Source organism: Curtobacterium sp. YR515 (genome assembly GCF_900113095.1).
In the GTDB taxonomy this organism is placed as follows: Bacteria; Actinomycetota; Actinomycetes; order Actinomycetales; family Microbacteriaceae; genus Curtobacterium.
In genome coordinates this window covers 127,216-141,716 of the sequence record NZ_FOOD01000003.1, presented here as the reverse complement: position 1 = coordinate 141,716, position 14,501 = coordinate 127,216, and the positions used below count along the sequence as shown (strand labels likewise).

General features: G+C 72.1%; 12 protein-coding genes and 1 tRNA gene. 4 read left to right on the top strand and 9 right to left on the bottom strand.

Annotated elements, in window-relative coordinates:
* Positions 1-185: 185 nt before the first annotated feature.
* The 4 genes from BM028_RS08835 to BM028_RS08820 form a co-directional block, all read right to left on the bottom strand.
* Positions 186-275, bottom strand: a tRNA-Ser gene (locus tag BM028_RS08835).
* 396 nt (positions 276-671) lie between these two features.
* Positions 672-2,192, bottom strand: coding sequence for an LCP family protein (locus BM028_RS08830; protein WP_254789500.1), 1,521 nt, complete (start codon positions 2,190-2,192; stop codon positions 672-674).
* 195 nt (positions 2,193-2,387) lie between these two features.
* On the bottom strand, positions 2,388-3,062 hold the full coding sequence (locus BM028_RS08825) for a GntR family transcriptional regulator (RefSeq protein WP_071296032.1): 675 nt from the start codon (positions 3,060-3,062) through the stop codon (positions 2,388-2,390).
* Positions 3,063-3,211: 149 nt separating this feature from the next.
* Positions 3,212-4,669 (bottom strand): MFS transporter, encoded by a 1,458-nt coding sequence (locus tag BM028_RS08820; protein ID WP_368073384.1) that lies wholly within the window; start codon positions 4,667-4,669, stop codon positions 3,212-3,214.
* Positions 4,670-4,881: 212 nt separating this feature from the next.
* On the opposite strand from BM028_RS08820, the gene BM028_RS08815 reads away from it, so the two are divergent.
* A complete protein-coding gene (locus BM028_RS08815; protein ID WP_070418142.1) occupies positions 4,882-6,267 on the top strand; it encodes a MoxR family ATPase in 1,386 nt (461 codons plus the stop codon).
* Positions 6,260-8,272, top strand: coding sequence for a vWA domain-containing protein (locus tag BM028_RS08810; RefSeq protein WP_092386028.1), 2,013 nt, complete (start codon positions 6,260-6,262; stop codon positions 8,270-8,272). The genes BM028_RS08815 and BM028_RS08810 overlap by 8 nt, the downstream gene beginning before the upstream one ends.
* A gap of 369 nt (positions 8,273-8,641) precedes the next feature.
* Here the strand turns inward: BM028_RS08810 and BM028_RS08805 are convergent, their stop codons facing one another.
* From BM028_RS08805 to BM028_RS08785, 5 genes are read right to left on the bottom strand one after another with little or no spacing between them, the layout of a single operon-like run.
* The gene (locus BM028_RS08805) at positions 8,642-9,415 is read right to left on the bottom strand and encodes an SCO1664 family protein (RefSeq protein ID WP_092386027.1); all 774 of its coding nucleotides are present in this window, start codon (positions 9,413-9,415) and stop codon (positions 8,642-8,644) included.
* Positions 9,412-9,939 (bottom strand): DUF3090 domain-containing protein, encoded by a 528-nt coding sequence (locus tag BM028_RS08800; RefSeq protein ID WP_070418140.1) that lies wholly within the window; start codon positions 9,937-9,939, stop codon positions 9,412-9,414. The genes BM028_RS08805 and BM028_RS08800 overlap by 4 nt, the downstream gene beginning before the upstream one ends.
* Positions 9,940-9,973: 34 nt before the next feature.
* Positions 9,974-10,696 carry a histidine phosphatase family protein gene (locus tag BM028_RS08795; RefSeq protein ID WP_071296033.1) on the bottom strand — a complete coding sequence of 241 codons (723 nt, stop codon included), beginning with the start codon at positions 10,694-10,696 and terminating at the stop codon, positions 9,974-9,976.
* A 10-nt stretch (positions 10,697-10,706) separates the two neighbouring features.
* Positions 10,707-11,432 (bottom strand): ABC transporter ATP-binding protein, encoded by a 726-nt coding sequence (locus BM028_RS08790; RefSeq protein ID WP_092386025.1) that lies wholly within the window; start codon positions 11,430-11,432, stop codon positions 10,707-10,709.
* Positions 11,429-12,529: an FtsX-like permease family protein gene (locus tag BM028_RS08785; RefSeq protein ID WP_092386595.1), complete on the bottom strand. Its 1,101-nt coding sequence runs from the start codon at positions 12,527-12,529 to the stop codon at positions 11,429-11,431. Before BM028_RS08785 ends, BM028_RS08790 begins: the two co-directional genes overlap by 4 nt.
* A 149-nt stretch (positions 12,530-12,678) precedes the next feature.
* Between BM028_RS08785 and BM028_RS08780 the strand changes: the two genes are divergently transcribed.
* Positions 12,679-13,848, top strand: a complete 1,170-nt coding sequence (locus tag BM028_RS08780; protein WP_092386023.1) for a sensor histidine kinase — start codon at positions 12,679-12,681, stop codon at positions 13,846-13,848.
* On the top strand, positions 13,845-14,465 hold the full coding sequence (locus BM028_RS08775; protein WP_070418136.1) for a response regulator: 621 nt from the start codon (positions 13,845-13,847) through the stop codon (positions 14,463-14,465). Before BM028_RS08780 ends, BM028_RS08775 begins: the two co-directional genes overlap by 4 nt.
* The last annotated feature ends 36 nt before the right edge of the window (positions 14,466-14,501 follow it).

The window sequence follows — 14,501 nt, the reverse complement described above, 5'->3', positions numbered from 1 at the left end:
CCACTTCTGCTCACGAGGTGCGCGGCAGTCACGGCGCCTACGCGCGGACGGGAGGCGCGGTGCGGGCTGGCACCGTGCCTCCCGTCCGGCGGTGGTCGCGCCGCGCACTCGATGCGCCCGGTGCTCCCGGTGTTCCTCGGGAACGACGAAACCCCGGTCCTGGAGGACCGGGGTTTCGTGTGCCGCGGAGACGGAGGGATTTGAACCCTCGGTCCCCTCAAAGGGGACTCCACCTTAGCAGGGTGGTGCACTCGGCCGGACTATGCGACGTCTCCAAGCACTCTCGCGAGCGCTCCCACCACCATACAGGAGGTCGAGCACTGTCTCGACACCGACCCTGCGTCGGGCGCTCGGCAGGGTCCCCCGAAGTGGGGACAGTCGGGGGTTGTCCACCCGTACCCCGGTCAATAGCATCGTCGAGGCGCGGCCATCACATTCCGGGGTCTCACCCCGTCGCCGCGACACAGCACCGATGTCGCTCCTGGGCGGCGAGCCCGACGCGCGCCCGATCGCGCGAGGCTCAGACCGAGGAGTGACCAGGGGGCGCGGCCCACCACCGCGCCCCCGCTCTCGGTGGTTCGGGTGCGCTGGCGCTTCTTCGCGCTGGGCGACATCTCACGGGCCGGGGAGCGCGTGGAGTGTCGGTGGGCGCGAAACCTCGGGGACGGGGGTCAGGAGCCGAAGGCCTTCGAGCAGGTCTGCTCGTCGGCGGACTGCCCCTGCAAGCCGTCGAGGGTCTCGGCCGGAGCCGTCGCCGCGGGGCTGCTCGCGGGCGCGGAGGCTCCACCGGCGCTCGCACCATCCGTACCAAGACCCGCACCATCCGTACCGAGGTCCGCACCCGAACCGGCAGCCGCGCCCGCGCCGCTCGCACCGGCACCCGTCCCCGTGCCCGATCCCGCGCCGGCAGCCGCGCCCGCGCCGCTCGCACCCGTGCCCGATCCCGCGCCGGCAGCCGAGCCGCCGGCAGCCGAAGCCGACCCCGCGCCCGCGGCCGTGCCCGCAGAGGCTCCCGCGGCCGACGAACCCGCAGCGGATCCCGCGGCCGACGTCCCCGCGGCGGACCCCGCGCCCGCCGCGCGCTCCGCCCCGATCCCGGTGCTGTCCGCGCCGAGCGAGAACGACTGGTCCGCCCGGATCTTCGCGAACAACTGCGCCGCGAGCTCCGCCGACGGCTGCACCTTCCCCGAGTACACCCCCGCGCCCCCGGTCGTCCCCGGGTACTGCACGAAGTTGACCTGCGCGAGCGGGAGGTCCTGGAGCGCCCGCCCCATCTCCACCATCGTGCCGGCGTCGTTGAGGCTCTGCGACAGCTGCATGTTCGAGGCCGCTGCCCGGGCCAGCTTGTACAGGGTGGGCGGCGAGGTGAGGGTGTCGTTCGACTTCACCGTGCGCAGCAGCGAGGACAGGAAGGCCTGCTGGCTGGAGATCCGCCCGAGGTCCGAGCCGTCGCCCACACCGTGCCGGGAGCGGAGGAACGCCAGCGCTTGGTCACCCTGCAGCGTCGAGGTGCCCTGCGGCAGGTCGAGCCCCGTGTAGCGGTCGTGGATCGGCTGCGCGACGCACACCGGCACGCCGCCGATCGCGTTCGACATCTCGATGACGCCCTGGAACGACACCGCCGCCGAGTACTGCACGTCGAGGCCGGTCAGTCCCTGCACGGTCTGCACGACACAGTTCAGCCCGCCCTCGCCCCACGCGCTGTTGATCGGCTGCGCAGCCATGGCGGGTGTCGTCCCGGAGCCGTCTTGCTTGCGGCACGCGGGGATCGGCGTGACGAGGTCGCGCGGGATGCTCACCGCGGTGGCGTTGGTGTGGTCGGCCGAGACGTGCAGCAGGATGTTGACGTCGTTCAACGTGGCATCGCGTTCGCCGTACGCCGTGCCCTGCTCGGGGTCGTTGTCCGTGCCGACGACCAGCATGTTGAAGCCGCCCTGGTACGAACTCAGCGCTGCCGGTCCCTTCGCCGGCTGCGCTGGCTGCCCCTGGATCGCAACGCCGTCGCCGAAGTCGTCGGTGACCTGCTTGGCGGCGATCGCGGCGACCGACGCCGTGCTCACGAGGGCGACCGCGGCCACGCCGGAAAGCACCTTCATCGCGGTGCCGACGGGGTTGCGGTGCCGGAGACGTCCGTGCCGTGCGATCCCGGTCGCTCGGTTCAGCCGGTGGGATCGGTCGCGGACGTCGTTCACGGGCACTCCTGTCGTGTGCGGACACGGTGCGTGCTCGAGCGGACGAGCACGCGGGCAGTGCCCTCCCTGTCGGGCACCGAGGGGTCCCGCGCTGGCCCGGTCGGTCCCGGTGCCGCGGGGACGGCAACCGGACCACCCTGCCATGCGCCCGCCTGTCGATTCAGTGCGAGCGGCCCCGGAATCCGCAGTGAGTGCTCAGGCGGCCGCCCGGAACCGTTCGGGCAGGCCGATCAGGGCATCGGCGAGCTCGACCAGCGCCACCGCGCACTCGTCGAGCGCGTCCCGCTCGGCCGCGGTGGTCGCGCGTTCGGCGATCTTCCGGCGTTCCCGACGAGCGACCACGGCGTCGATCCCGTTCGCCAGCGCCACGTCGTCCGTGAAGAACGCGTCGAGCACGGCACGCTGCGACAGGAGCCAGTCGGCGCTGACGGCCGCACCGCTCCGGCGGAGCCACCACGAACCGAGCTCGACGAAGACCCCGCCCTCGGTCACGCACTCGCGGAGCCAGGCGACGTCGAAGCGATCCGCGCACCGCACCGCGCCCGCCGAGGGCTCGGTGATCATCGTCCGCGCGATCCGGATCCGTTCGATCATGTGGTCGACGGTCCAGTGCGCGACGACCACCCCGACGTACCGCTGCACCGAGACGAGCCGCAGGTTCTCGAGCGGCACGAGCGCTTCGCGCACCGGCGTCCGGGACACCCGCATGTCCGCCGCGATCGTGTCGAGCCGGATCCGCTGGCCACGGCGGTAGACCCCGCGCAGCACGTTGTCGAGCAGCCGCGCGAAGACCGCGTCCCGCAGCAGACTGCGTCGGATGCCGTGCGGGTCGTCGTCGTCGCGACCCGGCCGGTGCTGTGCTCGCTCCATGCCGCCAGGATCACGCACGGCCCACGCCGCCGGCTTCGCGAGTGGTCGGCCCGTGGACCGTGCAGGACACTGTCGTGCTGTGGAGGACTGCCATGCGAGGACGATGACAGACCCCGGAGCGCGGCGCTAAACACTCCGCATACGGAATACTACTTCCGCGCCGCGTCCGCCTCCTTGGTCAGGACCGACAGGGGTTGTGTGACGTCCTCGAGCCCCTTCCGGGCCGCGTCGACGCCGAAGATCAGCGCCACGACACCGCCCGCGATCATCACCGCGGACCCGAGCAGGTACCCCCAGAACAGCGGCTCGCGGGAGGACCCGTCGCCGATGAGCGCACCGTAGATGAGCGGCGCGACGGCACCGAAGATCTGCGCCAGCGCGAAGAAGTACGAGATCGCCTGCGACCGGAGCTCGAGCGGGAAGATCTCGCTCACGGTCAGGTATGCGCTGGACGCACCCGCCGAGGCGAAGAAGAACGAGATGCACCAGAAGACGACCTGCACCGGCGCGCTGATCGCGTCCGCCTGGAACAGGAACGCCGAGGTGGCGAGCACGAGCCCGGACACCAGGTACGTCGAGAAGATCATCTGCCGACGACCCCAGGTGTCGAAGAACCGACCGAGGATGATCGGTCCGAGCAGGTTGCCGATCGCGAACGGGAAGAAGTACACGCTCGTCTCGGCGGTCTTCAGGCCGAAGAAGTTCGTGAGCACCAGGGCGTAGGTGAAGAAGATCGCGTTGTAGAGGAACGCCTGCGTGATCATCATCGTCGCGCCGACCAGGGTGCGGGTCGGGTACTGCCGGAACAGCACCTTCACGATCGTCCGGAACTTCACGTTGTCCATCGGCGTGACGGTCATGGCCTTGGACTCGTCGACCTCCGGCAGCCGGTGTCCGGTGGACTTCTCGACCGACTCCTCGATCTGCGTGACCGTCGCCTCGGCTTCCTCTTCGCGTCCGTGCGTCATGAGCCACCGCGGACTCTCCGGGATGTGCCGCCGCAGGAAGATGATCGCGATGCCGAGCACCGGGCCGAGGAAGAAGCCGATGCGCCAGCCGATGTTCTCGGCGAAGTTGGCCGTGTCGAGCAGGTAGATGTTCGCGAACGCGCCGAGTGCCGCGCCGCCCCAGTAGGTGCCGTTGATCGCGATGTCGACGTGCCCGCGGTACTTCGCGGGGATGAGCTCGTCGATCGCCGAGTTGATCGCGGCGTACTCGCCGCCGATGCCGAGCCCGGCGACGAACCGGAAGGCTGCGAGGAACCAGAAGTCCTGCGCGAGCCCCGCGATGCCGGAGCCGATCAGGTAGATGGCCAGGGTGAGGATGAAGAGCTTCCGACGACCCAGCCGGTCGGACATCCGACCGAAGACGATCGCGCCGACGACCTGCCCGACGAGGTAGATGGTGCCGAGCGAGGTCACCTGCTGCGTCGACAGGTCCAGGTCGGCCTGGAACCCGGCGTTCGACACGATCTGGATCTCGAGGCCGTCGAGGACCCACGAGACACCGAGTCCCACCACGACACTCCAGTGGAACCGTGTCCACGGCAGTCTGTCCATCCTGGCGGGGACCAGGCTCTTGATCGCCCCGTTCGTCGTGCTGCTCACGAGAGGGGAACGTACGCCCAGATCGACGAGATGGTTCAGATCCGGAAACGAACGGGTTCCGGGCTCGGAGCCGGATCCCCCTAATCGAATCCGGCTCCGATGCCGGAACACCAATCATTGCAATTGCTATGAAAACTCACAAGCAGGTGGCCTGGAGGCGCGGTGCCAGCCCGCACCGCGCCTCCAGGCCCGAACGGCGTAACGTCGAAGAGGTGACCCGACCCGACATCCGAACGGTCGGCGAGCTCCGCACCTCTGGCCACCTCCAGAAGACGGTCCGCGCCGAGATCCGCGACAACCTGCTCAGCGCCCTCCGCGAGGGCCGCGACCCCTGGCCCGGCCTCCACGGCTTCGCCACCACCGTCGTCCCGCAGCTCGAACGCGCCCTGATCGCCGGGCACGACGTCGTCCTGCTCGGCGAACGCGGACAGGGCAAGACCCGACTCCTCCGCACCCTGCAGGGCCTGCTCGACGAGTGGACGCCCGTCATCACCGGCTCCGAACTCGGCGAGCACCCCTACGAACCGATCACGACGGCGAGCATCCGCCGGGCCGCGGACCTCGGCGACGCCCTGCCCATCAGCTGGCGGCACCGCGACGACCGCTACGTCGAGAAGCTCGCGACGCCGGACACGAGCGTCGCGGACCTCATCGGCGACGTCGACCCGATGAAGGTCGCCGAGGGCCGCAGCCTGGGCGACCCCGAGACGATCCACTTCGGTCTCGTCCCCCGGGGTCACCGCGGCATCGTCGCCATCAACGAGCTCCCCGACCTCGCCGAGCGCATCCAGGTCGCGATGCTCAACGTGATGGAGGAGCGCGACGTCCAGATCCGCGGCTACGTCCTGCGACTGCCGCTCGACGTGCTCGTGGTCGCCAGCGCGAACCCCGAGGACTACACGAACCGCGGTCGGATCATCACCCCGTTGAAGGACCGCTTCGGCGCCGAGATCCGCACCCACTACCCGATCGAGCTCGAGGACGAGATCGCCGTGATCCGCCAGGAGGCGCGGCTCACCGCCGACGTGCCGGACGCGCTGGTCGAGATCCTCGCCCGGTTCACGCGTGCCCTGCGCGGATCGAGTGCGGTCGACCAGCGCAGCGGCGTCAGCGCCCGCTTCGCGATCGCCGGCGCGGAGACGATCTCCGCCGCCGCGGTGCACCGCGCTGCGCGGCAGGGCGAGGAGCACGCGGTCGCGCGGCCGATCGACCTCGAGACCGCGATCGACGTCCTCGGCGGGAAGATCGAGTTCGAGAACGGCGAGGAGGACCGCGCCGACGAGGTGCTCGAGCACCTGCTCCGGACCGCGACCGCCGAGACCGTCCGGGCGCGCTTCCGCGGGCTCGACTTCGCGGTCCTCGTCGAGGCGCTCGACGGGGGCACGATGGTGACCACGGGTGAGCAGGTCAGCGCCCGGGCATTCCTCGAGGGCCTGCCGTCGATCGGCGAGTCCGACCTGTACGACCAGATCTGCGAACGGCTCGGAGCGACCGACGACGGCGAGCGTGCCGGCGCCATCGAACTCGCGCTCGAGGGGCTCTTCCTCGCCCGGCGGATCAGCAAGGAGTCCGGCGGGGGCGAAGCCGTCTATGGCTAGGGCGAACCGACGCCTGGCGCGGGACGCGCGCTACGGGAAGTACGAGGACGGCCCGGACCCGCTCGCTCCCCCGGTCGACCTGGCCGAGGCGCTCGACGCCATCGGCGAGGACGTCATGGGCGGCACCTCGCCCGAGCGCGCCATCCGGGAGTACCTGCGCCGCGGCGGTCAGGACCAGCGCGGCCTCGACGACCTGGCCCGCCGCGTGGCCGAGCGACGTCGCGAGCTGACGGCGAAGAACAACCTCGACGGCACCCTGCAGCAGGTCAAGCAGCTGCTCGACGAGGCCGTGCTCGCGGAACGCGGACAACTCGCCCGCGACACCGAGATCGACGACGGCGACCGAGCCCTCGCCGAGATGCAGCTCGACAGCCTGTCGCCGTCGCCCGCCACCGCGGTGCAGGAACTGAGCGGCTACGACTGGACGAGCCCGTCCGCGCGCCAGAAGTACGAGGAGATCAAGGACCTGCTCGGCCGCGAGGTGCTCGACCAGCGCTTCGCGGGCATGAAGCAGGCGCTCGAGGGCGCCACCGACCAGGACCGCGAGGACGTCGCCGCGATGATGCGCGACCTCAACACCCTGCTCGAGGACCACCGTGCGGGCACGGACACGCAGGAGCAGTTCGACGCGTTCATGGCCGAGCACGGGCAGTACTTCCCGTCGGACCCGCAGAACGTCGAGGAACTGCTCGACGACCTCGCTGCCCGGGCGGCCGCGGCACAGCGCATGCGCAACTCGATGACCCAGGAGCAGCGCGACGAGCTCGACGCCCTCGCCCAGCAGGCGTTCGGCTCCCCCGACCTGATGGGACAGCTCGCCCAGCTCGACGACACCCTCCGCTCGCTCCGGCCGGGCGAGGACTGGGGCGGCTCCGAGCGGATGGAGGGCGAGCAGGGCCTCGGCCTCGGCGACGGGACCGGGGTGTTCCAGGACATCGCCGACCTCGATGCCCTGGCCGACCAGATCGCGCAGGCCGGACCGGGCTCCGACCTCGACGACCTCGACCTCGACGCCCTCGGCCGCCAGCTCGGGAACGACGCCGTCGTCGACGCGAGGACCCTGCAGCAGCTCGAGAAGGCCCTGCGCAACTCCGGTGCGATGCGCCGCGGTGCCGACGGGCAGCTCCGGCTCACCCCGAAGGCGATGCGGCAGCTCGGGAAGAGCCTGCTCCGGGACGTCGCCGAGCGCATGTCCGGCCGCCAGGGAGCCCGAGACCTCCGCCGCTCCGGTGCGTCCGGCGAACCCTCCGGTGCGACCCGGCAGTGGCAGTACGGCGACACCGAGCCGTGGGACGTCACCCGGTCGATCACGAACGCGCTCACCCGCACGGCTGCCTCGGGACGGATGGGCCCCGGCGTCCGCCTGGAGATCGACGACGTCGAGGTGCAGGAGACCGAGGCACGGACGCAGGCCTGTGTCGCCCTGCTCGTCGACACCTCGTTCTCGATGGCGATGGAGGACCGGTGGGTGCCGATGAAGCGCACCGCGCTGGCACTCCACACCCTCGTTTCCACACGGTTCCGCGGCGACGACCTGCAGCTCATCGCCTTCGGCCGCGAAGCCGAGGTGATGGAGATCGAGCAACTCGTCGGCCTCGACGCGATGTGGGACAAGGGCACCAACCTCCACCACGCCCTGCTGCTCGCGAACCGGCACTTCCGGAAGCACCCGACCGCCCAGCCCGTGCTGCTCATCGTCACCGACGGCGAGCCCACCTCCCACCTCGAACCGAACGGCCAGGTGTGGTTCGGGTACCCGCCGGACCCGATCACGATCGCGCTGTCCGTCCGGGAGCTCGAGAACGCCGGACGGCTCGGCGCGCAGACGACGTTCTTCCGGCTCGGCGACGACCCGGGGCTGGCGCGCTTCATCGACGCGATGGCGAAGCGGGTGGACGGCAAGGTCGTCGCGCCCGAGAACGACGACCTCGGCGTCGCGGTGGTCGGGTCGTACCTGGGATCGCGCCGCGGTGGAGCGCTCTTCCGGGACGACTGGACAATCTGACGGCAGGGTCTGTTCCTCGGGCGATCTCGGTCGTATGCTGACGCCACAGCTGCCCCAGACCCCGGCCGCGATCACCGCTCCACCTGACCGACCTCGTCGGTGAACCGACCTCGTCGGTGAACCGACCACGTCGGTGAACCGATGCTGTCGGTACACCGACAGCATCGGTGAGGTGGTGATGACCGACCGATGGCACCTGATCCGTCCTCGGCCGGTCGACCCCCGTGGGGTCCCGGAGGGCAACGGCGCGCTCCGTCCGACCGCCACGGGTCACCGCGCCCCGGCAGGCGGGACGCGGTACGGGTCGGTGGGTTCCGCACCCGACGGAACCCGCCGACCCGATCTCTGCATCGACGGCCGAGCGGTTCGCTAGAAGAGCGGCCAGGGCACGGCGGGCCCGTGTCCCGGTGGCGGCGGGAACAGCCCGACCGCCCGCAGCGCCGCGCACCGGGCGCGCAGGGTGTCGACCTCCGCCACCGTGAGGTGCTCGTCGAGTGCGGCACCGAGATCGCCGTGCAGCGCGTCGGTCACCCGGTCGATGCCCTCGAGCTCGTCCGCGTCGAGCGGTTCGCCGATCCACCCCCACAGCACCGAGCGCAGCTTGTGCTCGACGTGGAAGGTCAGCCCGTGGTCGACGCCGAAGCGGTGACCGTCCGGCATCGCGAGGACGTGCCCGCCCTTGCGGTCGGCGTTGTTCACCACGACGTCGAACACCGCCATCCGCCGCAGTGCGGTCGTGTCCTCGTGCACGAGGGTCACCGGACGGTCCGCTTCGTCGATCGCCTCGAGCACCGGCCGCCAGCGGGGTGCTCCGTCGACGGACAGCTCGGCCTCGGCGTCCTCGGTGGGGACGAGGTCGACCGCGTCCTGCTCGGGATCGACGTCCTGCCACCGCTGGACCATGCCGCGGCCGAACGGCCCCTCGCCCATCCACGTCGGGGGGACGACGTCCCAGCCGAACGCCTCGGACACGAGGTACGCCGCGACCTCTCGATCGGCGAGGGTGCCGTCCGGGAAGTCCCAGAGCGGTCGCTCCCCCTCGATCGGCTTGTAGACGACCGCCTCGCCGTCGAGGTCGGCGAGGAAGGTGGCGTTCGAGGCTTCCCGGATGCGTGCCCGGATGGACAGCGACCCGTCGCTCATGCGGCCCCTGGGGGACGGCCGGCGGCCACGATCTCCCGCGTGCGCTCGACGAACGCGCGAGCGGTGCCGACCGGGATCTTCACCTGGAACAGCTCGGCGGGCTCGGGGATCTCGACCACGGCCTCGATCTCCTCGCCGTCCTCGGTCGTCTCGGCGACGATCTCGAGCTCGTCGTCGATGGGGTACGCCTCGATCACCACCTGGGCGGTGGCGGGGTCGAACCCGAGGCTCAGGGCGCCGGCACGGAACTCGGCCTCGACCGGCTGGTCGAGCGGTTCACCGTCACGGAGTTCTGCGGGCGCGGACGGCGGGACGCTGAACCGGTTGTCCTCGACGGTCGCGACCTCGTCCAGGAGCTCGTCGATCTTGTCCGCGAGGACGGCTGACTGCTCCTTCTCGAGCGCGACGCTCGTGACACGGCGGCCGTCACGCGCCTGGATGTAGAAGGACCGCTCGCCCGGACGGCCGACGGTCCCGACGACGAGACGGTCCGGCCAGTCGAAGCCGTGCACGATGGTGGGCATACCCCGCATTGTAGGAGCGCCGGGCGACAGTCGTTCAGGCTCCGGCAGGAGCCGGCCCGGTGGCGGGGTCGTCGTGGCCGGCGCCGCCCCCGACCGCGGCGTCCGCGCTCGGCGCCGGTGCGGCCGCGAGCCACGTCAGGTCGCCCGACTCGGTGTTCGACGCGACGACCTCGGGACGGTGCTCGCCGTAGCGCACGATGGACACCGACGCCGGTCCGACCGCGATGCGCTGGAACAGGTCGAGGTGCATGCCGAGGGCGTCGGCGAGCACGGACTTGATCACGTCGCCGTGGCTCACCGCGACCCAGACGGCGCCCGGACCGTGGGCGGCCTCGACCTCGGCGTCGATCCGGCGGACGGCGGCGACGGCGCGCGACTGCATCCCCTGCATGGACTCCCCGCCGGGGAACACGACGGCGCTCGGGTTCGCCTGGACCGTCCGCCAGAGCGGCTCCTTCGCGAGGTCCGCGAGCTTCCGGCCCTGCCAGTCGCCGTAGTCGCACTCCGTGATCGCCCGCTCGATGCGGGTCTCCGGCTCACCGGCCTGGCGTCCGAGCAGCGCGCGGGCGGTCTGCCGACACCGTTCGAGCGGGCTGGACACGACCGCGGCGAGCGGGACCGCGGCGAGTCGTCCGGCCGTCCGTGCGGCCTGTTCGCGACCGACGGCGTCGAGCGCCACCCCTGCCGTCCGTCCGGCGAGGACGCCGGTCGCGTTCGCGGTGGTGCGTCCGTGCCGGACGAGGAGGACGGTCGCCATGTGCCCGATCCTAGGCCGCGATGCGCCCGTCGCCCGTCGCCGCGTCGGACACCACCCGTCCGTCGACGACGGTCACGAGCGAGTCGAGCGCGCCCCGGTGCACGAGGTCGTGCGTCACGAGCATCGTCGCGGTGCCGCGCTCGTGGGTCAGCTGCGCGATGAGCGACATGATCGCCGCGCCGCGCTCCTGGTCGAGGGCGCTCGTGGGTTCGTCGACGAGCAGGACCTCCGGCTCGTGCACGAGTGCGCGGGCGATCGCGATCCGCTGCCGTTGCCCACCGGACAGCTGGGCCGGTCGCTTGTCGGCGTGCCCGGACAGCCCGACCGCGTCGATCAGGTCGTCGGCCCGATCGCGGACCGCCGCACCCCGCCGCCCGGCCCGCGGGCCCCCGAGGTGCGCCATGACGAGGAGCTGCTCGCGGGCGGTCAACGCTGGCAGCAGGTTCGACTGCTGGAACACGATGCCGATGCGTTCCCGTCGGAGCGCGGTGGCCTCGTCCCGCGACAGCGCGGCGGCGTCGACCGCGTCGCCCCGCGCACCGGTGATGACGACGCGGCCGGAGTCCGGCCGGATGAGCGTCGCCGCGACGGCCAGGATCGAGGACTTGCCGGAGCCGGAGGGGCCGGTGATCCCGGTGACCTCGCCGGTGCGGGCCGTCAGCGAGACGTGGTCGACCGCGGTGACAAGGCGGTCGCCGTCGGGGAAGGTGAGGGTGACGTCGTCGAGGGTGATCATCGGTTGCTCCCGAGTGCGGTGAGGGGGTCGGCGGCGGTGACGGTGCGGAGGGCGACCGCGGCTCCGGCGAGCCCGAGGGCCGCCATCGCGATCGCCGGGACCAGCGTGGTGAGCGGGCTGAGCAGGAACGGCAGCGCACCGCCGGCGAGCGCCCCGAGTCCCACGACCGCGGCGGTCCCGACGCCGATGCCGACGACGAGCACGACGAGCGCCTGGCCGAGGGCGTCCCGGACGAGCGACCGGGTGCTCGCACCGAGTGCCTTCAGGACGGCGACGTCGCCCGCGCGCTGCATGGTCCACACCGTGAAGAAGGCGCCGACGACGAGGGCGGAGACGCCGAACAGCATCGCGATCATCAGGGCGAGCGAACCGACCTCCGACCGGAACGTCTCGAGGGCGGCGAGCGAGCCGAGGTGCGACGAGGCCGACGTGTGGGTCGCGGTGGCGACGGCGTCCCAGTCGGGCGACCCGCTCACCGCGAGGACGGTGGGGTCGCCGTCGCCCCCGAGCCGCCGATCGGCCGCGGACCAGGCGTCCGGGGTCATCGCGAGGACCGGCGTGTGGCTGTACCAGGCGTCGCCGCCGACGGAGGCGACCCGGTAGGTGGTGCCCGTGATCGTCACGTGGTCGCCGACGTCGACCCCGAGGTCGGCGGCCGCGCCGGCGGAAAGGCCGACCTGGTCGTCCCGCGTCGGCGCGAGCGAGGCGACCGAGCCACGCGCGTCGGCCGAGCCGCCGTGGTCGGCGGCCAGCCCGAACAGGGCGACCCCGACCGCCGACCCGTCGTCGCGACCCGACGTCGCCCGCCCCTGGACGATCCCGACCGGGACCACCTCGTCGACGCCGACCGCCGTCTGCCAGCCGACCCGCGCCTCCTGGCCGATGGTCGACTCGCCGAAGGACGGCTGCCCGTCGGACGGTTGCTGCAGGACCAGTCGGTCACCCGGCAGGTCGAGCACGGCAGAGACGTTCTGGGCGGCGAGTCCGCCGGTGAGGCCCGCGAGGAACCCCACGAGCAGGGTGATGAGCGCGACGACGGAGCCGATGAGCACGAAGCGTCCGCGAGCGAACCGGAGGTCGCGCCAGGCGACGAACACGATGGTCCCTTCCCGGGTCACGGACCCTCCGCGACCACGCCTCCAGCCTCGCCGCGCCGGTCCCAGCGGACATCGTCGACCGGACTGGTCCCCCGATCGAACTTTCGGTTGATCCGGTCCCGCACCCGGCTCCGTACGCTGGGACCGTCATGGCGCACAGCACGCTCACCCCGGTCTTCGTCGGTCTCCGGACCGGCCTGCACGTGCTGTCCGCCGCGCTCCTGGCCCTCGTCGTCATCCGTGTGCTGGTCAGCGACGGCCCGCGGCCATGGGTGCCCCTCGGGCTGAGCGTCGTCTTCGCCGGCGTCTACCTGCTCGGAGCCGTCGCCGCCCGCACCGCCGCGCGCCGTCGTGCAATGGCCGGCGGGGTCTGGCTCGTCGCGCTGAGCCTCGTCTGGATCGCCCTGCTGGTGCTCGTGCCCGAGGCCGCGTACCTCGTCTTCCCGCTGTTCTTCCTGTACCTGCACGTCCTCCCCCGCGTGGTCGGTCCGGTCGCCGTGGTGGTCGCCACCCTCGTCGCGGTCGTCGCGCTCGGGCTGCACGGCGGGTTCACGGTCGGCGGGGTCGTCGGCCCGCTCGTCGGCGCCGGCGTGGCGTTGCTCATCGGACTCGGGTACCGCGCCCTCGCGCGCGAGGCCACGGAGCGCGAGGCGCTCGTCGCCGAACTCATCGCGACCCGTGACCGCCTGGCCGCGACCGAGCGTGAACAGGGCGTCCTCGCCGAGCGGGCTCGCCTCGCCCGCGAGATCCACGACACCGTCGCGCAGGGCCTGTCGAGCATCCAGATGCTCCTGCACGCCGCGGAACGCGCGGACGGCGACCGCCCCGGGCTGGAGCACATCCGGCTCGCACGTGACACCGCGGCGGACGGACTCGCCGACACCCGGCGGTTCATCCGTGAGCTCACGCCGCCGTCGCTCGACCAGGGGCTCCCGGCGGCGCTCGGGCGGCTCGCCGAGCAGCAGTGGTCCGGCGACGGCCTGACCGTGACCGTCGACGTGCCCGACGTGGTGCTCCCGATGGACGTCCAGACGGCGCTCCTGCGCATCGCCCAGGGCGCGGTCGCGAACGTGGTGCAGCACGCGCACGCCACGCACGTCGCGCTGTCGCTCGCGGTCGACGGCCAGGAGGCGCGACTGACGGTCTCGGACGACGGCGTCGGTTTCGACCCGGTCACCGCCCTGTCGCGGGCGGTCGCGTCCGACTCGTTCGGCCTGCGCGCGGCCCGGGACCGCGTCGGCCAGTTCGGCGGACGGCTGGAGATCGACTCGGCGCCCGGACGCGGCACCACCCTCGTCGCCGTCCTGGAGGTGCCGTGATCCGGATCCTGATCGCCGACGACCACCCGGTCGTGCGTGCCGGCCTGCGCGCGCTGCTCGACGCGGAGGACGACCTCGAGGTCGTCGGCGAGGCGGCGACACCGGGGACCGCGGTCGAGCTCGCCGCCGATCTCTCGCCGGAACTCGTCCTGATGGACCTGCAGTTCGGCCAGGACACCTCCGGTGCCGAAGCCACCCGGCGGATCCGTGCGCTCGACGCCGCGCCGTACGTCCTCGTGCTCACGAACTACGACTCCGACGGCGACATCCTCGGCGCCGTGGAGGCCGGCGCGAGCGGGTACCTGCTCAAGGACGCGCCGCCGCACGACCTGATCGCGGCCGTCCGGGCGGCGGCGTCCGGCCAGAGCGCGCTCGCGCCCGCGATCGCCGGCCGGCTGATGGCCCGGATGCGGACCCCGCAGGTGTCGCTCTCGGCGCGGGAGATCGAGGTCCTCGAGCTCGTCGCCGCCGGCGCTGCGAACGGCGAGGTCGCGGCGCGGCTCCACATCAGCGAGGCGACGGTCAAGTCGCACCTCGTGCACGTGTTCTCGAAGCTCGGGGTCGCCTCGCGGACGGCTGCGGTGTCCACGGCGCGCTCGCTCGGCATGCTGCGCTGACCTCGCACCGGCGGTCTGCGCCGTTCCCTTGACTCG

Bases quoted from the DNA above. Each gene is read 5' to 3' on its own strand.
- BM028_RS08825 (WP_071296032.1), bottom strand. From the start codon at position 3,062: ATGGAGCGAGCACAGCACCGGCCGGGTCGCGACGACGACGACCCGCAC.
- BM028_RS08810 (WP_092386028.1), top strand. From the start codon at position 6,260: ATGGCTAGGGCGAACCGACGCCTGGCGCGGGACGCGCGCTACGGGAAG.
- BM028_RS08805 (WP_092386027.1), bottom strand. From the start codon at position 9,415: ATGAGCGACGGGTCGCTGTCCATCCGGGCACGCATCCGGGAAGCCTCG.
- BM028_RS08800 (WP_070418140.1), bottom strand. From the start codon at position 9,939: ATGCCCACCATCGTGCACGGCTTCGACTGGCCGGACCGTCTCGTCGTC.
- BM028_RS08795 (WP_071296033.1), bottom strand. From the start codon at position 10,696: ATGGCGACCGTCCTCCTCGTCCGGCACGGACGCACCACCGCGAACGCG.
- BM028_RS08790 (WP_092386025.1), bottom strand. From the start codon at position 11,432: ATGATCACCCTCGACGACGTCACCCTCACCTTCCCCGACGGCGACCGC.
- BM028_RS08780 (WP_092386023.1), top strand. From the start codon at position 12,679: ATGGCGCACAGCACGCTCACCCCGGTCTTCGTCGGTCTCCGGACCGGC.